16 protein-coding genes are annotated in these 19,993 nt (G+C 50.2%); 13 read left to right on the top strand and 3 right to left on the bottom strand.

Going from position 1 to position 19,993, the window contains the following annotated elements:
• The first annotated feature begins 159 nt into the window (after window positions 1-159).
• Window positions 160-444, top strand: coding sequence for a hypothetical protein (locus JW499_RS06840; protein ID WP_205209894.1), 285 nt, complete (start codon window positions 160-162; stop codon window positions 442-444).
• 30 nt (window positions 445-474) lie between these two features.
• Here the strand turns inward: JW499_RS06840 and JW499_RS06835 are convergent, their stop codons facing one another.
• A complete protein-coding gene (locus tag JW499_RS06835; RefSeq protein WP_205209893.1) occupies window positions 475-1,503 on the bottom strand; it encodes a formylglycine-generating enzyme family protein in 1,029 nt (342 codons plus the stop codon).
• 151 nt (window positions 1,504-1,654) lie between these two features.
• Between JW499_RS06835 and JW499_RS06830 the strand changes: the two genes are divergently transcribed.
• Entirely contained in the window at window positions 1,655-1,939 is a 285-nt protein-coding gene (locus JW499_RS06830; protein ID WP_205209892.1) for a hypothetical protein, read from the top strand.
• 31 nt (window positions 1,940-1,970) lie between these two features.
• On the opposite strand, the gene JW499_RS06825 is transcribed toward JW499_RS06830, so the two are convergent.
• A complete protein-coding gene (locus tag JW499_RS06825; protein WP_205209891.1) occupies window positions 1,971-2,999 on the bottom strand; it encodes a formylglycine-generating enzyme family protein in 1,029 nt (342 codons plus the stop codon).
• Window positions 3,000-3,289: 290 nt separating this feature from the next.
• Between JW499_RS06825 and JW499_RS06820 the strand changes: the two genes are divergently transcribed.
• Both JW499_RS06820 and JW499_RS06815 read left to right on the top strand, forming a co-directional pair.
• The gene (locus JW499_RS06820) at window positions 3,290-3,907 is read left to right on the top strand and encodes a hypothetical protein (RefSeq protein WP_205209890.1); all 618 of its coding nucleotides are present in this window, start codon (window positions 3,290-3,292) and stop codon (window positions 3,905-3,907) included.
• Between the two features lie 52 nt (window positions 3,908-3,959).
• The gene (locus tag JW499_RS06815; protein WP_205209889.1) at window positions 3,960-4,247 is read left to right on the top strand and encodes a type VI secretion system PAAR protein; all 288 of its coding nucleotides are present in this window, start codon (window positions 3,960-3,962) and stop codon (window positions 4,245-4,247) included.
• A gap of 57 nt (window positions 4,248-4,304) precedes the next feature.
• On the opposite strand, the gene JW499_RS06810 is transcribed toward JW499_RS06815, so the two are convergent.
• Window positions 4,305-5,102 carry an SPOR domain-containing protein gene (locus tag JW499_RS06810; protein WP_205209888.1) on the bottom strand — a complete coding sequence of 266 codons (798 nt, stop codon included), beginning with the start codon at window positions 5,100-5,102 and terminating at the stop codon, window positions 4,305-4,307.
• Window positions 5,103-5,330: 228 nt separating this feature from the next.
• Between JW499_RS06810 and JW499_RS06805 the strand changes: the two genes are divergently transcribed.
• The 9 genes from JW499_RS06805 to JW499_RS06765 all read left to right on the top strand — a co-directional run bounded on the left by JW499_RS06805 (window position 5,331) and on the right by JW499_RS06765 (window position 19,993).
• Window positions 5,331-6,101 carry a hypothetical protein gene (locus JW499_RS06805; RefSeq protein ID WP_205209887.1) on the top strand — a complete coding sequence of 257 codons (771 nt, stop codon included), beginning with the start codon at window positions 5,331-5,333 and terminating at the stop codon, window positions 6,099-6,101.
• Between the two features lie 176 nt (window positions 6,102-6,277).
• The gene (locus JW499_RS06800; RefSeq protein ID WP_091362233.1) at window positions 6,278-6,793 is read left to right on the top strand and encodes an Hcp family type VI secretion system effector; all 516 of its coding nucleotides are present in this window, start codon (window positions 6,278-6,280) and stop codon (window positions 6,791-6,793) included.
• Between the two features lie 127 nt (window positions 6,794-6,920).
• The gene (gene tssJ, locus JW499_RS06795) at window positions 6,921-7,430 is read left to right on the top strand and encodes a type VI secretion system lipoprotein TssJ (protein WP_205209886.1); all 510 of its coding nucleotides are present in this window, start codon (window positions 6,921-6,923) and stop codon (window positions 7,428-7,430) included.
• Window positions 7,431-7,492: 62 nt separating this feature from the next.
• Window positions 7,493-8,845: a type VI secretion system baseplate subunit TssK gene (gene tssK, locus JW499_RS06790; protein ID WP_205209885.1), complete on the top strand. Its 1,353-nt coding sequence runs from the start codon at window positions 7,493-7,495 to the stop codon at window positions 8,843-8,845.
• A 12-nt stretch (window positions 8,846-8,857) separates the two neighbouring features.
• Window positions 8,858-10,255, top strand: coding sequence for a type IVB secretion system protein IcmH/DotU (gene icmH / locus JW499_RS06785; RefSeq protein WP_205209884.1), 1,398 nt, complete (start codon window positions 8,858-8,860; stop codon window positions 10,253-10,255).
• A gap of 50 nt (window positions 10,256-10,305) precedes the next feature.
• The gene (gene tssM, locus JW499_RS06780) at window positions 10,306-13,878 is read left to right on the top strand and encodes a type VI secretion system membrane subunit TssM (RefSeq protein WP_205209883.1); all 3,573 of its coding nucleotides are present in this window, start codon (window positions 10,306-10,308) and stop codon (window positions 13,876-13,878) included.
• 1 nt (window position 13,879) lies between these two features.
• Entirely contained in the window at window positions 13,880-14,536 is a 657-nt protein-coding gene (gene tagF, locus JW499_RS06775; protein ID WP_205209882.1) for a type VI secretion system-associated protein TagF, read from the top strand.
• Window positions 14,537-14,561: 25 nt separating this feature from the next.
• Window positions 14,562-15,311 (top strand): PP2C family protein-serine/threonine phosphatase, encoded by a 750-nt coding sequence (locus JW499_RS06770; protein ID WP_205209881.1) that lies wholly within the window; start codon window positions 14,562-14,564, stop codon window positions 15,309-15,311.
• Window positions 15,312-15,334: 23 nt separating this feature from the next.
• Window positions 15,335-19,993, top strand: a complete 4,659-nt coding sequence (locus JW499_RS06765; RefSeq protein WP_205209880.1) for a protein kinase domain-containing protein — start codon at window positions 15,335-15,337, stop codon at window positions 19,991-19,993.

Here is a 19,993-nt window from a genome sequence, read left to right as displayed (position 1 = left end):
TCCGGGCTGTCAGGGTAAACTTACTCATGGCGTATCTCTCTTCTGTTGATTGCGATCTGGCGAGATCAATCAACAGGATACGCCACCCTCTCTATCTTTCTCCATACACCAGAAATCACCATATCTCTATGGCGACAGTTTATCGAGATACTGGAGCATATGAGTGAAGATGGTGGAAAAGTCGACAGTTTTGCCAGTCTGGAAAAACTCAACAGTATTCTCGACTGGGGACAGCAGGATCAGCTTAATGAGTGGATCAATAAACTGCAGCACCGGCAACCTGGCGATGGTAAACAGTTTAAAGGGCAAACTAAGCCCTTTGATCCGGTGGCTGGTGGGCTTAAAGTTGCAATTGAAAAGCGTAACAATATTGCTAGTTCTGGCCAGTTGATGTGCTGGAATGGTGATGACCTGAGTCCTCCTGAGGGAGGTATGTACGCATAGTTATTAACTAAAAAGGGCCGTTGGCCCCTTTCAGTTCATCGTATTAGTCTCTTGTACAGCACAGCGAAAACCGTATTTAGGAGCATGTACTTGCAGATCAGGCTTTTCAGTTGCTCGACGCATGACCACATTTGGACTCCAACTAGTCGATCCGCCTCGTAGTACTTTATATTGATTCGGTGATCTATGTTTGATTGAAACTGTTATAGGTTTTTCAGGCCCTTGTGGATTGTGTTCCGGGCTGTGTTTATAATAGTCGGGATCAAACCAGTCATTGACCCACTCAACAGCATTACTCTGAAGATGATAAAAGCCTAGCGGGCTGGGTGGAAAACTATCAACAGGTAATAACTCTACTTTTTGAAAGGCAGTTCTTGGGAAGTTTTGATTATCTTTAAGTGTGCCGTCATTAGTAGCGTAGTAGATATATTTCCCACGATCTCTTGCTGCGTATTCCCATTGTGCTTCTGTTGGCAGATCAAACTTATTTTCGGTTAGCTGGCCAATCCATAGACAGTAATCTTTAGCTTCCTGCCATTTCTGGGTGCCGGTTGGGCTATCAGGCTTAAACATCCAGTGGTCGGGTTCATCTTTTCTGAAGTCGGGCTCGGGGAGTGGTTGATGATGAGCTAACTTAAAATGCTCAAACTCATAAACCGACGTTTCATATTTAGACATCGAGAAACTATCAAGCGTGACTTTATGTACTGGCCGGTCATAAGGGTTGATCGTTGAGTTACAGACATCATTAGGGTCATAGACAGGCTTGTCATGATCAATATTACAGGGCATGCCAAAGTCCCCCATATCGAAGCTGCCGCCTTCGACATAGATCTGGTTCTCGATCGATTTGACTGCGATCTCGGCGACCTGCTGTTTCAGTTCATCACTGATATCAGGGTGCAGGCGCTCAACATTGGCAATAATCTGTTTGATTTTATCGGGGCTGACAACCTCAGACTGAATCTCCAGTGCTTCACTCTGCGAGCAGGCCGTTGTTAGCAATAGAGAGGTCGCCACTGAGGCAAAAAAGAGGGATTTGGTAAGCCGGTTATTCATCCATGAATCTCTTAAATAGATAACTAATATGATAGTTGCATACTATCTGATTTTACTTGGTTTTATAACCTCAAAGAGGGGCTGTATAAACAGAAATTACAGATTTAAACCGATCAGTTTATGGCGACAGTTTATCGAGATACTGGAGCATATGAGTGAAGATGGTAAAAAAGTCGATAGTTTTGCCAGTCTAGAAAAACTGAATAGTATTCTCGACTGGGGACAGCAGGATCAGTTTAATGAGTGGATCAATAAGCTGCAGCACCGGCAACCTGGCGATGGTAAACAGTTTAAAGGGCAAACTAAGCCCTTTGATCCGGTGGCTGGTGGGCTTAAAGTTGCAATTGAAAAGCGTAACAATATTGCTAGTTCTGGCCAGTTGATGTGCTGGAATGGTGATGACCTGAGTCCTCCTGGGGGAGGTATGTACGCATAGCTATTAACTAAAAAGGGCTATATGGTCCTTTTTAGTTAACTGGGTTTGAATCTTGTACCGCGCAGCGGAAACCGTATTTGGGCGCGTGCACTTGTAGGTCCGGTTTTGCTGTTAGCCTTTGCATGACTACAACAGGACTAGAGCTCGTAGAGGCGCCCCGTAATACTTTTAACTTACGGGGTGACATATTATGTATACTCACTTTTTGAGGAAGCTTTGGCCCCTTAGGGTTTAGTTCAGGACTGTGTTGATAAAACTCGGGATCAAACCAGTCATCCATCCATTCGATGGCATTACTCTGCAGATGATAAAAGCCTAGCGGACTGGGAGGGAAACTATCAACAGGTAATAACTCTACTTTTTGAAAGGCGGTTCTTGGGAAGTTTTGATTATCTTTCAGGGTGCCATCATTAGTGGCGTAATAGATATATTTCCCACGATCTCTGGCCGCGTATTCCCATTGAGCTTCCGTTGGCAGATCAAACTTGTTTTCGGTTAGCTGACCAATCCAGAGGCAGTAATCTTTAGCTTCCTGCCATTTCTGGGTGCCGGTTGGGCTGTCAGGCTTAAACATCCAGTGGTCGGGTTCATCTTTTCTGAAGTCGGGCTCGGGGAGTGGTTGATGATGAGCTAACTTAAAATGCTCAAACTCATAAACCGACGTTTCATATTTAGACATCGAGAAACTGTCCAGTGTGACTTTATGTACTGGCCGGTCGTAGGGGTTGATCGTTGAGTTACAGATATCATTCGGGTTATACACCGGTCTGTCGAGGTATGAGTTACAGGGCATGCCGAAGTCCCCCATATCGAAGCTGCCGCCTTCAACAAAGATCTGGTTCTCGATCGATTTGACTGCGATCTCGGCGACCTGCTGTTTCAGTTCATCACTGATATCAGGGTGCAGGCGCTCAACATTGGCAATAATCTGTTTGATTTTATCGGGGCTGACAACCTCAGACTGAATCTCCAGTGCTTCACTCTGCGAGCAGGCCGTTGTTAGCAATAGTGTGGTCGCCATTGAGGCAAAAAAGAGGGATTTAACAAGTAGGTTATTCATCCATGAATCTCTTAAATAGATAACTAATATGATAGTTCAAGAAATCTAGTTTATATGAACAGGGGCGGTTGTATAAGGTTGAATAGAGTATTCAGTCAAAGTGGATGCTGATTTTTTGTGATATTTTCTGACGCGGTGCGCTCATCTCTGTTGCTATCAGAGGGGCATAACTGGTGTGGTATTTGCTGTGTTTTCAATAGATTGATCTTAACAAAGATGAACAGAGAAGCGGGCTGCGCAAATTAAGGGCAGTGCGCATTTTTACGGCTTAATTATTCAGGGAGATGAGCATGATAGGGAAGTTTTTTTTAGCGTTTGGGCTGTTTCTTTTGTATATGGTGCTTCTGGGGGCTGGGGGTGTCGCTATTGTTGAAGGGGGAGGGAGTAACAGTGTATTAGTTGGGTTTCTGTTAGCCGGAGTCGTAGGTATGGTGCCGGTAATGATGCTGATTGGACGCAAAGTGATGGCGTTTAAAGCGGATCCCTCCGTGGTGCCGGTTGCTGCTTCTGAGCTGATTGAGCGGTTGCGGGTATTGAAGGTTCAGGGCAGTCCGTTTGAACTGGTCGAAAAGGATGATCTGATTATTATCGCGCCGCCTCTGTTAACAACAGAGTTAACGTTGGGGATGCAGCATGCGACAGTTGAACAGACATTTTTCGTTAAGATCTGGCTGGATGAGAAACAACACCATGTCAGCTTGAAAGATGTTGTGACAACGCGTACAGAGAGGCGAGGGGCTGGCGAGTATTACTTCCAGATTGAGGGGCAGTCCGGTTTTGTTACCTGCAGTACTTTAATAATGGATGGTGATGGTCATGTGGCTAAGCTGGGTAACGGGGAGCTTCGAAAAGCCCTGATTCAACTGTTTAATGAATCTGGCTGGGACGTTAGCTTCAAAATCATTTAGTATGACTCAGTATTGGGTCACATCGGTTATCGATTAACAAGGAGAGCTTAAAATGCCAAAAGCGGCACGTTTGGGTGATATTGGCTCGGGTCATGGGTGCTTTCCGGCAACGCCCATTGTTTCAGGTAGTGGTGATGTTTTGATTGAAGGTGTTCCAGCTGCTAGGGTAGGTGACGCTCTGGCACCTCACGGGTGTCGAAAGTGTCCGCCCCATGGGCGGGCGGTCGCCGCGGGTTCCCCTTCTGTGATGATCAATGGCAAGCCTGCTGCCCGGGTGGGTGATTCGATCAGTTGTGGCGGTTCTGTGGCATCGGGTTCCGGCAGTGTCTCAATCGGCTGATTGAGTATCGGGTGGCTTGATATCCTGAACGGTTAAACAAGTCACTTACACGGTTGTTTACAAAAGCTCTTTTTTCTCTCGTATCCAGGGAGTCTCGCCGGTCTGATCTTTAATTGCTTCTGACAGTGCGATGGCATCGAAGTACTCAACCGGTTGCGCTGTGACGACATTAAACCACTGAGTGAATTTCCCCTGGGTTCTGATAATCCGGGTTGCGATATCCGGATAGCGTTGCTGCCACCGGTTGGCGTCTTTTTTATTCTGAAAGGCTGCCAGTTGTAGCAGATAATAAGTTTCGGGCTCCAGCGCCGGATTGTTAAAAGTGGTCTGTTTTGTTGGCGAGTGATGACGTATCGATTCTACCGGTTTTGTCTGTTTTTGCGGGTTAGCCGACCGCTTCTCTTTTAAGTGTTCCACTGCGAGGTAGTTCTGTTGAGCCGGGGTCGCTTTTTGCTGTGGAAACTGCTCCGGTGGAGCTGGCGGTAAAGTAGCCACCCGGGTGGGAACCGGTCGCTGAAGTGACGCTGCCGGCTGTTTCGATGCTGTCGTGTCTGCGTGAACAGCGGGTTCTGGTGCAGTAAATGCCAGCGCCGGATCTTTCAGCGTGGTTCTGAAGCGGCGAATGGTTTCACTGTCAGATGCATTGCAGTGCCAGTACTGTTCAGCAGGTTGTTTGCGCTGATAACACTGAATAAACCAGGCGCCGAGTTGTTGCTCATGGTAGTAATAGTTATCGGGCCGTATCTCCACATTGTAGGTGGATGACGGTAACCGTGGCACGCGCTCCGAGGCGCTGCCTGTAACCGTAATTGTCATGGCGGCGATGAGTGTCGCTATCGGGTAAACCTTGTCCATGGCAGGAATCCTTATTTTTCGCTGTGGCCATTGTTGATAAAGCAAAAATCAGGCCATGCTTCAGTTGCTCGTTCTCAGGCTCAATGGCGGGCAAATTCTGGTTGCAGGTGATTTATTGCGCGTATTTATGCTCACTTTTTAAGGTTGTAGCGCAGCCCTTTGTTTTATGCGCTGGCTGCAGTAAACTCCGTCAATCAAAAGGATGGTCACGTTTAGGGAGTAAGAGAGATGCAGGGAGCTATGACGCCTATCAAAGAGATTCAGCTTGAGCAGATGACACAGCTGCGGGAGCGGTCTAAGACGGTTTCCGTTATTCTTAATAAAGAACTTCAGTCCTATCTGAAAACCATCACTCCGTTGTTCTCCCCCCGTAAGGTGTTAGGGGAGTATATGCAGAGTGCTTCCCGTGACAAGGTTGTCGGTGCAGAGAAGAACTATTCCATTATTTTAGAAAATTACAAAGCGGTTTTGCGTGATGCCTTTGGCTATAACGCTAAGCTTTCCTCCCCGGTGTCCGCGATTCAGAATGAGCTGGTTGCTGAGCCCTGGGTTTATAGTGATGACCTGGATGGTACTGTTCTGAGTTTTAGTTCACCGGTTCGCTGGGTGCTTAGTTATGACTGCAGTTATGACCTGCCCAGGCTGATCGCAGAGAAGCTTAAAGGTGAGCAGCCCCATTACGATTCTATTACCCCGTTTGTGCTGAATGCGCTGGTGGTCTGGCTGCTGCTGGAAAATAGTCCCGGGCTGGTCCGTTTACTGGAAGGCTTAGGTTATACCGTGTCAATTGAGAGGCAGCCGAAAATTGCGGGTACGCTTCCATTTGTTGTGCTGACATCCCGGGTGGCTGCATTCCGGCCTCAGAATGAGCTGGTGCGAATGGTGTCACAATTCTCTGGAAGTACAGGCTTTGAAGAGATTATTGATGTTGATCAGATCGATGCCATTGAAAATCCGCTGCAGGCTAAATTACAGTCTCTGTTGAATGCTCAGGGTTGAGTTGCTTTGCGCAGTCGCTGTTGATTGCGCAATTTACTGCCCACACTGAGCATCGAATATCGTTAGATTTTGAGTAGATTTTTTTATTAATATATTGATTTTAAAGATTTTTTTAATATTGGCCTGATGCGTGCTATGAAACAGGGAGGCTAACATCACTATCTAAGGAGAGAAAAATGCCAACACCAGGTTATATGTCCATTCAGGGCGAAACTCAGGGTAATATCACCGAAGGCGCTAACAGCATGGAGTCTATGGGGAATCGTTACCAGGAAGGTCATGAAAACGAAATTACTGTTCAGGGCTTTTCCCATCAGATCATGATTCCCCGTGATCCACAGAGTGGTCAGCCAAGTGGTCAGCGCGTACATGATGCGCTGGTTATTTCCAAAATTTATGACAAGTCTTCTCCAAAACTGTTTGAAGCACTGACCAGTGGCGAGCGTTTGCCACGTATTGAGCTGAAATGGTTCCGTACCTCTATGACCGGTCAGCAGGAACATTACTTCACTCATGTTCTGGAAGATGCCATGATCGTTGATATTAAGGCGCATATGCCAAACTGTCAGGATCCTGCGATGGAACACTTCACACACATGGAAGATGTTTCCTTCACATATCGTAAAATTAGCTGGACACATGAAGTTGCCGGAACCTCTGGTTCTGATGACTGGCGTGTACCTAAAGCCTGATTCTGAACAATCAGTTTTAATCGATAACCGGCCATCAGGCCGGTTTTTTTATATCAATTGATCTGCAACCATTGCAATAAACAGTGCCTTTGAGGTTTAATTTAGCCTCTTTGAAAGGGAGTTTATTATGTTCCAGGGATTCGTGGAGCGATATTGGCGGCAATTTATTATGCTGTTTATCGCAAGCTCAATTATAAGTGGCTGTTCAACCGTTTCAGATATGCTTTCTGACGATGAGCCGCCACCCCCGCCCCCAGAGCTTGTTGTTTCTGTCATTGCGGATTCCGGTGTTAATCAGGATCTCGATGGACGTCCCTCTCCCACAGTGGTTCGTATCTATCAGTTAGAAGATGATGCGCTGTTTAAAGAGAGTGATTTCTTTGCCCTCTATGATAGCGATAGCGCCATGTTATCCGGCGATCTGCTGTTACGTGATGAGCTGATCGTTAACCCTGGAGGTTCAGCAATCAAGAAAACCCTGTTGGATAAAGATACTGAGTTTGTGGGGGTTCTGGCCGCTTTTCAGAATACTGACAATGGTGTAATGAAAAAGGTGGTTGCCGTGAATGCTGAAAAGGACCAGTCGGTCCAGGTCAGGCTCAAGGATAATCAACTGACACTTGACCTGCTGGACTGAACTGTCCGTTTTGTCGTGACAATATAATAGCTGATTTTGGATTTTTGAAGTGGAGTCACGGAGTGACCAATAAAGTAATCTGGCATGAAGGCATGTTTCTTCGGCCGCAACACTTTCAACAACATGACCAGTATTTGTTGAAGGAGATCAATAACCGTATCCGCACGGTTTCCTGTTTTAACTGGGGGTTTTCCCGCCTCAAAGTAAACTCTGCCAATCTGAAAATTGGAGAGGTCTCTCTGGATGACTGCGCCGGTTGTTTTGCCGATGGCACCAGTTTTGATCTGCACACTTCTGATGCGCCGCCCTTGCCGATACTGGTTAACGAGTCGGTCTCTGATGCGATTATCTATCTGGCTATTCCACTGCAACAGCCAGGTGTGACAGAGGTGGGTAGCAACGATAACCGCAATAGCCTGGTGCGTTATCTGCCTAAATCCGTCGAAGTCTCTGATCTTACTTCAGCTGAAAATGAGCAAACCAGTATTCAGGTTGGTGAGCTGCGTTTACGATTATTTGTTGAAGATGCCCGGCAGAATTCAGAGAACCGGGTTCCTGATGGTTATACCCGATTAGCGGTCGCGCATATTGAAGAGGTGAAAGGGGGGCAGATACGTTTACGGCAGCAATTTATTCCGCCGCTGCTGGATATCGGTGCTTCGGAGCTGTTGCAGAACTTTCTTACCGAGTTGCAATCGATGTTAACTACCCGGGCCCGGGAGCTGGCAGCGCGGGTGAGCAGTTCGGGTGGCAAAGGTGGTGTCGCTGAAGTCACTGACTTTATGCTGCTTCAGTTGCTGAATCGTTTTGACCCGGTATTGTCGTTGTATCGTCAGGTTCCGGAGATGTCACCACTGGAACTGTACGAACGGTTGCTGCTGCTGGCCGGCGAACTGGCAACTTTTATGAAGCCGGAAAAACGGCCACCCGAATTTGCGGAATATCAGCAGGATAATCTGATAGCAACCTTCCTGCCGTTGCTGGAAGAGCTGAAAGGTTGCTTTGGTACGGTGCTGGAACAGATTGCTGAAGGTATACCGCTCTCACCTGAACAGTACGGTATACGGGCCGCCAGAATACGGGATCGTGTACTGCTGAAAAGCGCTGATTTTATCTTTGCTGTCAGCGCTCAGGTTGCCCAGGAAAAACTCCGTACCCAGTTTCCCCAACAGATCAAGATAGGCCCGGTGGAGCGCATCAGAGAGCTGATTACCAGCGCCCTGCCGGGGATTCCGATCGCGCCGCTGCCCGTCGCGCCCCGGGAAATACCCTACCATGCAGGGTTTACCTATTTTCAACTTGATACCAGCCATGAGATCTGGAAAGAGCTGGATAAATCCGGCGGTATAGCTTTCCATATCGGAGGCGAGTTCCCAGGACTTGAATGTCAGTTCTGGGCCATTAAACGTAGATAAATAGTTGTTATCATGGACGATCAGACAGTCATACGCCCGATGCCGGGAGGCCGGAAACCCCGTAACACAGCAACCCCGGAGCGGCGACCTGCAGAGCAGGTTCCCCGGACTGATAATGTGCAGCACGGCCAGCCCTGGCGTCAGTCTCCCGCGCCAGAACCGGATTATGCGCATTCGGGGGCTGGGACAGTTGCTCAGGGAACGATCTCTCAGAGAGAGAATCCGCTGTTGCAACTGGTCACGCCCTTGCTCTCATTTCTGGGGAAGATTCAGAATACCGCTGAATGTCCGGATCTGGAGGAGTTTCACCGCTATGCACTGGATCAGATTCAATTGTATGAGTCCCAGGGCTGGGGTGTTCCAGGTGGTCGTGAGAATAGCGAATATATCAGTTACCCCCTGTGCGCCCTGATCGATGAGATTGTACTGAATACCCCCTGGGGCAGTAACAGTCGCTGGGGAAGTGAGAGCTTGCTGATTACCCGCCATCAGGAAGCCTGGGGAGGCGAGCGCTTCTTTAATTACCTCAATGAGCTGATGAAACGCCCGGCGACTAATCTTGAGCTGCTGGAGTTCTATTTTGCCTGTCTGTCGCTGGGGTTTGAAGGTAAATACCGGCGCATGGCCAATGGACGGCGGGAACTGGACCGCCTGCGCAGCGAACTTTATATTCTGATCAGCCGGCACCGGAATTATGAACCCGAAGGCCTCTCACCCCACTGGGAAGGGGTCTCGGATCGACGTATCGGTATCGCCCGGTATTTACCATTCTGGGTGATCTGGGCGTTCAGCCTGTTTCTGCTAATGGCCGCTTTTCTGGGCTTTATCTGGAAGATAACCCAGGAGTCTGATCAGGTAATGCAACAGTTTGCAGGCATCAGCAATACGGCAGCGATTGAAGTGACCCCGGTGAATATTGATCGTCTGGTCGCGCCTTTGTATTCAGTTGCAGAGCCGGACCTGGTGCCCGAACAGCTGGATTATTTTGCGCTGCTTGAACCTGAACTGGTGGAAGAGATCGCTGCCGGAACGGTGGAGCTGATCGATGAAGACAATCAGGTCAGACTCCGGTTGCGTCATGCAAGGCTGTTTCCCTCGGGGCAGGCTGATCTGTCTCACGAGTTTGTTCCTCTGGTTGAGAGAATTGGCACTCAGCTTAAAGGTGTGGGTAAGCCCATCATCGTCGAAGGGCACTCAGATAATGTACCGATTTTCTCGACCCGCTATCCCTCTAACTGGGCACTGTCACAGGCCCGGGCCAAATCCGTTGCTGAAGTGTTGCTGAGTCAGCTGGAAGAGGGGATTGTGATGCGGGTTGAGGGTAAAGCATCCAGTGCTCCGCTGGTTGAAAATAACTCAAATCTGAATCGGGCACTGAACCGCAGGGTAGAGATTCTGCTGCGTAAATAGTGTTGTCTTAATTACGGGCATGTTTTGTACAGGGATTGACGGGAAGACACGTGAAAAAGTTAATCAGGATTATCACCAATCGATGGTTTATTCAGAGTCTCGGGATTATCTGTCTCGCACTGCTGATCTGGTTTATCGGGCCATTATTTGCCATTGCAGAGCATTACTTCCTCGCCAGTGAGTTTTCCCGGCTGCTGGCGATAGTGATTGTTGTTTTGTGCTGGGTTGCCATATCGGTACTGCTTTTCTGGCGACAAATGAAAAAAAATGAACAGCTGCTGGATGATCTTGGCAGTGAGCAGCTGGATCAGGCTTCAATGGCAGAAAGTGCCCGGGAGGATGAACAGGCGATTATCAGTGACCGGTTTGATGAAGCCCTGCAGATCCTGCGCAACAGTAAGGGAGCGGGTAAAGCCGCCAATCTCTATGAGCTGCCCTGGTATATTATTATTGGCCCGCCGGGATCAGGTAAAACCACAGCTCTGATCAATTCAGGGCTCAATTTCCCCCTGGCGGATCGCATGGGTAGCGAAGCGATTCAGGGGATTGGCGGTACCCGTCACTGTGACTGGTGGTTCACCGACGAGGCTGTGATGATCGATACGGCTGGTCGTTTTACCACCCAGGACAGCCATGAATCTGTCGACAAGGCTGCCTGGCAGCAGTTTATGGAGCTGCTGAAAAAGAATCGTCCGCAACAGCCGGTGAATGGTGTGCTGGTGACGATGAGTGTTGCAGATCTGATGCAGCAGTCTGAGGACGAAAGGGCGTTATATGCACAAACAATACGGCGTCGTATCGAAGAGTTGAATGAGCACCTTGGGATCTCGGCGCCGGTCTATTTTACCTTTACCAAGTGTGATCTGATCTCCGGTTTCAGTGAGTTTTTTGGGCACTATGATCGTGATGCCCGGGCACAGGTCTGGGGGGAAACCTTTGCTTTGCCGGAGTCTGGACGTCCCCAGTTTAATCTCGATGATTATGCTGACAAATTTGACACACTGACTCTGCGACTCGAACAGCAACTGATTGAACGAATGTATCAGGAGCAGGACCCGGATAAGCGGACACTGATTATGGGTTTCCCCCGTCAGTTTGCCGGGCTGAGGGATATTATTTCGATCTTTCTGGGAGATATCTTCAGTACAAATCGCTACAGTGAGGGCGCGTTACTGCGCGGTGTGTACTTCACCAGTGGTACGCAGGCGGGCACGCCCATCGACCGGTTGCTGGGGTCGTTGGCGCACAGTTTTGGCTTCAGTAATTCGACGCTGGTGGGCGCCAGTGGTCGGGGTAAGAGCTTCTTTCTTAAGAATCTGCTGCAGCGGGTGATCTTTGTTGAAGCGGGTATCGCAGGGGTTGACCAGCAACTGATCAGGCGGCGTCGCTGGATGCAGCGCCTGGTGGTTACCGGCGCGCTGGGGGTATTTCTGGTCGGAAGTGGCTTACTGGGCTGGTCATTTGTTAATAATGAACAAAAAATTCAACAACTGACGCAACTGAATAACAACTTTGCCGAACAGGCTATACAGGTGCCTCTGTTTGAGGCGGATTTCCTTGCCGTATTGCCTGAGCTGAATACCCTTCGTGAGGCGACCGGACTGTATGATGATGCCGGTGTTGATCATACCTTCGGATTGTATCAGGGAGACACCCTTACAGAGGGGGCACGTTCGGCATACCTGAATCAATTGCAGGGGGCTCTGTTGCCCGTGCTGGCCGCTCGCATAGAGGAGCTGATCATCGCCAGCGATCCAAAGCAAACCTCAAGTCTTTATGAGCTGTTGAAAACCTACCTGATGTACGGTGGCGTCAAACCCTATGACCCTGAACTGTTAACCTCATGGGCCGTGGTTGACTGGCAGGAAACCTATGCCCTGGACGAGCAGGCGATCAGTGATCTGAGTGGGCATATGCAGGTGCTGATGAAGAATGGCTTTTTGCCAGTGACTCTCAATGAGGAGATTGTCTCCCATGCCCGGCGGATATTGTCGACCGATCCTTTAGAAAAACAGGTCTATCAGGCGATCCGCAGAGAGCTGAATCAGGAACATAAATATGATCTGGCACTGGATCAGGTGTTTGGCCCCTACGCGTTTGATCTGTTTAAGAGCAAACGTGGCACTGATCTGACCACTTTCGTTATGCCGGGTATGTTCACCAAACAAGGGTTTTATACCCTCTTTTTGCCAAACAGCACGACGCTTTCAAAGGAGTATATCGACAACAACTGGGTGATGGGAGACCGCTACCAGTCACGTCACTATATGGACAGTGATACGCTGCAGCGAAAAGTGCTTGGATTGTATTATGACGATTTCATTCAGCACTGGGATGGCATGATCGATGACATGGCGATGCAGCCGCCAGCGAATGCGGAAGAGAGTATCCGTCAGATCTCCGTTGCAGCGGGATTGGATAGCCCTTTACGCCATCTGGTGGAGACGCTGAATGAAGAAACAACGCTGACAAAGCCCTTCTCAGCAGAGCAGGGCGAGGGGACTGATCAACTGGCCCGGACACTCTCCAGCGTCAATCAGGGGGTTGCGGTCAAACAGCAGAAGGTCAGTCGTCTGATGCGCGACGCCAAAAAAGCGGGACTACTCGATAATCTGGGGGGCGATCTGGGACAGCAGGTTGAGCGTTACTATACCCCGTATTATAAATTGCTGGAGAAACGAGGCAGCTCTTCACTGTTGGACCGGCTGAGTCAGGACCTGGCTGAACTGAGCAGTTATATGGATGATGCCGCCAACTCATCTTTCTCCAGTACCGGGGCGATTGATGCGGTGCAGGGGCGTATCTCGCGAAACAAAACCGATCCACTGGCGAAAGTGAACAGTTATCAGGCAGATATGCCGCAAATGATGCAGGGGTGGCTGGGAGCGCTGGGAGCGCAGAACTGGTCGGTCGTATTGGACAATACTAAAACTGAGCTGAACCAGCTGTGGCAGTCGCAGGTGACCTATGAGTGTAAGAACTTTCTTGAGGGACGCTATCCGGTTAAACCCGGCGCCAGCTCTGAGATAACACTGGAAGATTTCAGCCGTTTCTTTGGCCCGGATGGTACGCTGGACAGCTTCGTTAACACCTATCTGCGGGACTTTATCGATACCAAAGGCCGGATCTGGGTAGAGCGTGAGGTTGACGGACAGAAGATAGGGTTAAGCAAAGCGACGCTGCTGCAGTTGCAGAAAGCCAATGATATTAAAGAGACATTCTTCCGTAATGGTGAATTGTCAGTGCCGTTTGTTATGCGGCCTGTCAGACTGGATACCGAGGCGTCAAAATTCTTCCTCAGTATAGGTTCGCAGGAAGTGATCTATCGTCATGGTCCGCGTCGTTCGAGTGCTGTCACCTGGCCCTCTCTTGATAGTGATACCGTGCGGCTGCGCTTTGAAGGGCTGAATGGGACGGTTAAGTCCAGTACTGAAGAGGGCCCCTGGGCCTGGTTCCGTCTGCTGAATAAATCCCAGCTGAAGCAAACAGATAACCGGGCAGTCTACGAGGTGAACTTCGCCGAAGAGGGGCTCAGTGCCTCATTTGAACTACGGGCCAGAAGTGTCATTAATCCTTTTGCGGAAGACCTGTTAGCAGGTTTCCGTTGTCAGGAAACACTCTGATATGGCCACGGTTCAGAGCGGTTTTTACGGTAAGGTCCCCTGCAAAGGGGATTTTGTCAGCCGTGGCCTGAGTCGCGAATGTATTGGCAATCTCGACCGATGGCTGCAGCAGGGGATGACCAGCAGCAAAGCCTGTCTGGGAGATAGCTGGACCGGACATTATATGATCGCTCCGGTCTGGCAGTTTTATGTCGCGCCGGGGGTACTGGATCCTCATGGCTGGCTGGGGGTTTTTATTCCGAGTATCGATAGTGTCGGGCGAAAATTCCCCTCGCTGGTGGCGGTGCCGGTGTTATCACCATTGGTATGTCTGAAACAGCTGGAAGATCAGGAAGAGTTACTACTGCAGATTGAAGCGCTGCTGTTTGATTCACTCGGGGATCACTTTGATTTTCCTCTGTTTTGCCATCAGGTTATCAATCTGAAGCTGCTACCCTCATACCCGTCAGTCGATCTGTATCGGGCCGTCAAACCGGTGGCGGTTATGCAGAACCTTCAGCAGCACCGGGACGATCTTCGTCACTTAGATCTGAAGTCTGAATATAGTCGTCCGGCGGTCTGGTGGAGTGAGGGCTCGGAAACGATACCGCCCCAGCTTTGGTTGAGCGATGGTTTGCCGGATGCGTCTCAGTTTCGCTTCTTTTTAACGGGAAAATAGATGATTCAGAACCATGGAGCGGTTTATGTCGGTTGAAACCCAGCGTGCTTCCGGTGGCTATATCAGCAGTGCGCTGACCTCAGTCGGTAATGTCCGTAAACATAATGAGGATGCTTTTTTAAGTCAGCCTGAACAGGCCCACTGGGCGGTTGCCGATGGTATGGGAGGGCATTCTTCCGGAGATGTAGCCAGCCAGTCAATTGTTACCGCGTTACAGCGTTTTGAACAACAACCACAGCTGTCGGACAGCGTTGATCTGTTGGAAGAGATACTTCAGCAAACCAATCAGAATCTGCTCGATCTGGCCGGCGGCGGGCAGAAAATTATCGGATCAACGGTTGCCGGACTGGTGTTGTTGCCCGATTTCTATTTGCTTTACTGGTGTGGTGATAGCCGGATCTATCTTTATCGCAACGGTGTGCTGGCCCAGGAAAGTGTTGATCATACCTATACTCAGGAGTTGGTGGCACAGGGCCGGTTGACGCCTGAAGACGCGCTGATTCATCCCGAGCGAAATGTTATCACCCGGGCCGTAGGGGCTGCCGATAGACTGTATATTGATATGGATATCAGAAATCTGCACCCGGGCGATCGTTTTCTGATCTGTAGTGATGGCCTGGATAAGGAGCTGTCTGACGCTGATATCGCCACGTTTATGGCGCAGCGTCAAACCCCTCTGGAACAGCTAGCGCAAGAGATGCTGGACTGCTGTCTGGCACGGGGCGGGCGGGACAACATCACCCTGATACTGATTGAAAATCCGTCAGTTGCCTGAAGATAAGGGATAGCAGACAGCTCATGAAGGGTTTTAAAGATCAGCTAAAGCAATACCTTCACGGTCAGGTCTCTCTGGATTCGTTGCTTGAAACCGTTTCAGAGTTACTGGTGTCACAGCCGCAGCTTAAAGATAATGTTGTGGCAGGCCTGCAGCAGATGACCGCCCGGGATCTGCTGAGCCAGAATGATCTGAGCGCATTGATGGCGGTTATTATCGATCCCCCTTCTGAGGGTAAACCCTGCCCGGCAGAGAGTGATAGCACCGTGATTGCCAGTGGCAGGGCAGAAGTATCAGTTGATGATCAGACACTGGTGAAATCGGCACCTCTCCATTCCGGGGCGGATCATACCCGTATCACAGCATCCGGTAAGCCCCTGTCTGCTGACAGTTGTGATGCTGTATCTTTACCAACCCCAACCCCAACCCCAACCCCAACCTCTGCATCTGTGAGTGTCGCGACCGGTACGGGTACCTCGCGCTGGGATAAGCCCTTTGCCGAAGATGCCGGGTTGGAAACATCAGTGGTGGGAGTGGGAACAGTCATAAAAGAGCGTTTCCGGCTGGTTGAGTTTATTGGCTGTGGCGGAATGGGGGATGTCTATAAAGCGGAAGATCAGCGTCGCATTGATGCACAGGATATTGATAGTCTGGTCGCCATTAAGGTGTTGAATAAAACCTTCAGAGAGCACCCGGAATCGCTGAGATCGTTGCAGCGTGAAGCGCGTAAAACACAAAATCTTGCCCACCCTAATATTGTCAATGTATTCGATTTCGACAGAGATCGGGAACATGTGTTCATGACCATGGAGCTGATGCGTGGTGCGCCACTGAGCACAGTAATTAAGCGTAACCCCTCGGGCTTTCCCCTGCCAACGGTACTGGAGTACGTTGCCGGTATGGCCGGTGCGTTGGGATATGCTCATCAGCAGGGGGTTGTTCACTCAGATCTTAAACCGAGTAATGTTTTTCTTGATGGCGGGCAGATAAAGGTTTTTGATTTTGGTATCGCCCGGGCAGCTAAGACCGGGTCTGCTCAGGAAGATAGCTTCGATGCCGGTGAGCTGGGTGCACTGACCCCCAGTTATGCTTCGCCAGCCATGCTGGCAGGGGCAGCGGAGGCTGATCCCCGTGATGACCTTTATGCGCTGGGTTGTATCATCCATGAGCTGCTGACGGGCAAACATCCGTTTATCCGGGACAATAAGAAAGTTCCGGCCGATGAAGCCTGGAAACTGGGTATGAAGGTGGCCGAGCTGAAGCAGCTCAGCCGCAAGCAGAATAAAGCCTTAAAGCAGCTGTTAGCATTTGATGAGCGACAGCGATGTGACAGCGTGGAAACCTTCATGCAACAGTTTATGCCGCAGTATCAGCGGCATAGTCTGCTAAGCCGTTGGTATGTATGGCTGATGATGTTGACGTTTGTCTGCGGTATCTCCTATTTTCCGTTGCGCAATTTCTGGCAGCAACAGCAGATCGGGGACTTTATCGATGATCTGAATAATCAGGATGAAGCCGCTGTCAATGAATGGCTGGAACGGATTCAGGCCATGGATGCGGAACAGCAAAGCGAGTTTTTCAATGATGCTCAGGTTAAGCGGGAGCTGACCCGGTATTTTTTACAACAGGTGAGTCGTAGCGCAGATGCCGACGCCTATGACCGGGCGCAGAGTCTGGCTGAAAGGGCTCTGCAAATTTATGAAGACTCAAGACGGCTGTCAGATAAGCAGGAGCAACTGATCAAGCAGAAGGCTGCCCGGCTGAATAATCTGAATAATGAGCTGAATCGTCTGCTTGAACTGCCCGCCGAACAGTTTGCCGCTGCGTCACAACCGCTGTCTGAGTTGTTGCACAGCATTCAACAGGTTGATCCGCAAAATGCCATGCTGAGCGATGCCCGACTACCGGTTAAATTTATTGAAACCATCGACGAGTTACTGCAGCAACAGCAGTTCAGCATCGCGCGGGGAGCGGCTGACCATGCTATGAAACTGTTTCCGGCACATGCCGAACTGGAAAATGCACGTCGTAATCTGGAGCAGGAAGAGCTTCGTTATACCCGGACTCAGCGTATCGCTGAGCTGAATCAGCGTTTGGATCAGATGTCTCCAGAGAGTTTAAGTAGTTTTGCTGCAGCAAGTCCGGATATTGAGGAACTTAAGCAGCTGGATCCAGGGAGTAAGCGGGTGAGTGCGCTGCAGGCGTCACTGACGGAGCAGTTGCTGGCTGAACAGCAGCAACTCACGGATCAGTATATGTGGGATCAGGCCAGCAAATTGATAGTGACATTTGAGTCTGTTCTCAGTCCGGAGGGGATAGCCCGTTTCGACCAGACACTGAAGCAGTCGCAAGCCGAATATCAGCAACAGATCGATCAGCAGGTGGCTGATATTGATGCCGATATCTCCGCACAGCGAATTGATGCAGCAGAGACGCGCATCGGACAGTTACAGCCGATGGTGACCGACCCAAGAATCATCACCGCCGTCTATGACCGCCTGGCATCTGCGCTGATAAAACAGTCCCGCGCTGCCCGGGATGAACGGCGCTGGCAGAGTGCAACCGAAGCCCTGGACAGAATTGCAACCTTATCGGTCAGCCCGGAGCTACAGCAGAGCGTTGTCTATGAGCGGCAACAACTGAAGCAACAGCAGACAATGAATGCCCAACAACTGGAAGCTTCTGCATTAGCTGAACAGGAAATAAAACGCCAGGCGGAGCTTGTATCACTGCAGTCTGAACTGAAAACGATTCTCGATGACCCGCAACTGTCTGACAGCAGTACCCGTCAGGCACAAAGCATTATCGATCGCATTGAGGCGCAGCAGGCCGACCTGGCTATTGTGCGCCAGGGCCGACAACGTCTGATTAAGCGATATACCGAAAAAGCGGTTGCTGTGGCTGATACCGATCTTGAACAGGCGATGCGGATCCTTGAGGACGGCAAACGGCTACTGCCGGGGCAAGCGGAGATTACTGATCTGCTGGCTCAGCTGAAGTTACGCTATGAAAACGCTTCGCAGCAGGAGAAAGTAGAGCAACAACTGGCCCTTAAACAGCAGCTTAATCATCTGTTAGCCGAGGCCAGGTTGTCGCCAGAATGGGAACAACAGCTGGCAGAACTGTTATCCCGGCTGAAGGTTGAACAGAGCGATCCGCAGTATCTGCAGGGCGTAGATACTCGTATTGCGGTGATTTATGCACAACAATCAGAGCGTCTGGTTGCAGAAAATGAATTCAATGCCGCCAGAGACACTCTTGAAAGGGCCGCTCAATATGATCCATCTCTGGACCTGACGGTACAGCGTGGGGCTATCACGAAAGCGGAAGAGCTGTTTCGACAGCGGCAGGCTGAACGTAAGAACGAGGCACGGATCAGTGGTCTGAAACAGACCTTCGATACTCAGATACAGGCCAATGATCTGACTGCTGCGCGGCAAACCTTTGCTCAGTTACAAGCGCTATTGGGCGCTGATGACCCCTTTATTAAACAGCAGGCCCCACAGACTTTCCAGACCGTTTATCTGCGCTTAGCCGATCAACTGGCGGCACGTCAGCGTTTCACTCAGGCGGAAAAACTGCTGCTAAGTGCGCGGGATCTTTTTGCGGATCCCACAGTCATTGATCAGCGTGTAGCAACCTATCAGGATGGTGTGCGGCTGTATCATATCGGCCAGGCGATTAAAAATCCGGGGCTGAAAAACCTGGTACAGGCCCATGCCTATCTGGTTGAGTTACAACCGGGACTGCCAGCAGCAAAATATCAACAACTGAATGAAGCCCTGCAGCGAGCTGTCATTGATCAGATCGTCAGTCTTAATCGTCGGGCCCCTGCGCGGGCGCAACAGCTGTTAAACAAAGCGCAACAACTCTTTCCTGATAATATTCAGCTGCAACGGATCAACCTGGAACGTCAACCCCCCCAGGCTGATCGGCAGTCTTCAGCGCTCGCATCACCCCCATCTCAACAGACACAGGCAGCGAATCAGGCATCATCCCAGGGGAATAGCGCACAGGCAGAACAGCCCTCAACCACTGCCATCTCAAGACCGGTTTCCGACCGGGTCTGTACTGCGGCGCTATCGGGAAAAGGGATACGTTCTGCGGCCGTGTGTTGGGACATGCTGGCGGAGGGTGCTGAAAATAAGGGGCCATTTATGATTGTTGTTCCCTCCGGTGGGGGGAGTCTGGCAATCAGCAAGTTTGAGATATCCCGGCGCGATTTTAATCTGTATTGCAAACTCTCGGGTGAGTGTAAAGGCCTGGGCGGAGCTGAAAAACAGCCAGCGACTGGTCTTAGCCTGAATCAGATCAATGGTTATGCCGCATGGCTGAGCAATGCCACAGGATATGTTTACCGTTTGCCGGCCAAAGCTGAGTGGATGAGCGCAGCCAGGGCGAGCGGGAATAGCCAGCCGCAAAATTATAACTGTCGCCTGACCCGGGGTGATCAGATACTCAAAGGCAGGGATCTGGTGAGTGTGCAGCAGGGCAAACCCAATGCCTGGGGGCTGGTTAATTATCTGGGTAACGCACAGGAACTGGTGCGCAGTGGCGCAGGGCTGGAAGCGATGGGGGGCAGTTATCAGATTAAAATGTCTGATTGTTCTGTCTCCATGGCCGTTCCAGTATCCGGGAGTACTGATGCGACCACCGGATTCCGTTTGGTAAGAGAACTCTAG

The sequence above is a fragment of the Amphritea pacifica genome (assembly GCF_016924145.1).
Classification (GTDB): domain Bacteria; phylum Pseudomonadota; class Gammaproteobacteria; order Pseudomonadales; family Balneatricaceae; genus Amphritea; species Amphritea pacifica.
The sequence above is the reverse complement of the archived record's forward strand: the minus strand, read 5'-3'. Positions and strand labels throughout refer to the sequence as shown.

Excerpts from the sequence above, each read along its gene's own strand:
- JW499_RS06840 (WP_205209894.1), top strand. The coding sequence starts at position 160 with ATGAGTGAAGATGGTGGAAAAGTCGACAGTTTTGCCAGTCTGGAAAAA.
- JW499_RS06835 (WP_205209893.1), bottom strand. The coding sequence starts at position 1,503 with ATGAATAACCGGCTTACCAAATCCCTCTTTTTTGCCTCAGTGGCGACC.
- JW499_RS06830 (WP_205209892.1), top strand. The coding sequence starts at position 1,655 with ATGAGTGAAGATGGTAAAAAAGTCGATAGTTTTGCCAGTCTAGAAAAA.
- JW499_RS06825 (WP_205209891.1), bottom strand. The coding sequence starts at position 2,999 with ATGAATAACCTACTTGTTAAATCCCTCTTTTTTGCCTCAATGGCGACC.
- JW499_RS06820 (WP_205209890.1), top strand. The coding sequence starts at position 3,290 with ATGATAGGGAAGTTTTTTTTAGCGTTTGGGCTGTTTCTTTTGTATATG.
- JW499_RS06815 (WP_205209889.1), top strand. The coding sequence starts at position 3,960 with ATGCCAAAAGCGGCACGTTTGGGTGATATTGGCTCGGGTCATGGGTGC.
- JW499_RS06810 (WP_205209888.1), bottom strand. The coding sequence starts at position 5,102 with ATGGACAAGGTTTACCCGATAGCGACACTCATCGCCGCCATGACAATT.
- JW499_RS06805 (WP_205209887.1), top strand. The coding sequence starts at position 5,331 with ATGCAGGGAGCTATGACGCCTATCAAAGAGATTCAGCTTGAGCAGATG.
- JW499_RS06800 (WP_091362233.1), top strand. The coding sequence starts at position 6,278 with ATGCCAACACCAGGTTATATGTCCATTCAGGGCGAAACTCAGGGTAAT.
- tssJ (WP_205209886.1), top strand. The coding sequence starts at position 6,921 with ATGTTCCAGGGATTCGTGGAGCGATATTGGCGGCAATTTATTATGCTG.
- icmH (WP_205209884.1), top strand. The coding sequence starts at position 8,858 with ATGGACGATCAGACAGTCATACGCCCGATGCCGGGAGGCCGGAAACCC.
- tagF (WP_205209882.1), top strand. The coding sequence starts at position 13,880 with ATGGCCACGGTTCAGAGCGGTTTTTACGGTAAGGTCCCCTGCAAAGGG.
- JW499_RS06770 (WP_205209881.1), top strand. The coding sequence starts at position 14,562 with ATGTCGGTTGAAACCCAGCGTGCTTCCGGTGGCTATATCAGCAGTGCG.
- JW499_RS06765 (WP_205209880.1), top strand. The coding sequence starts at position 15,335 with ATGAAGGGTTTTAAAGATCAGCTAAAGCAATACCTTCACGGTCAGGTC.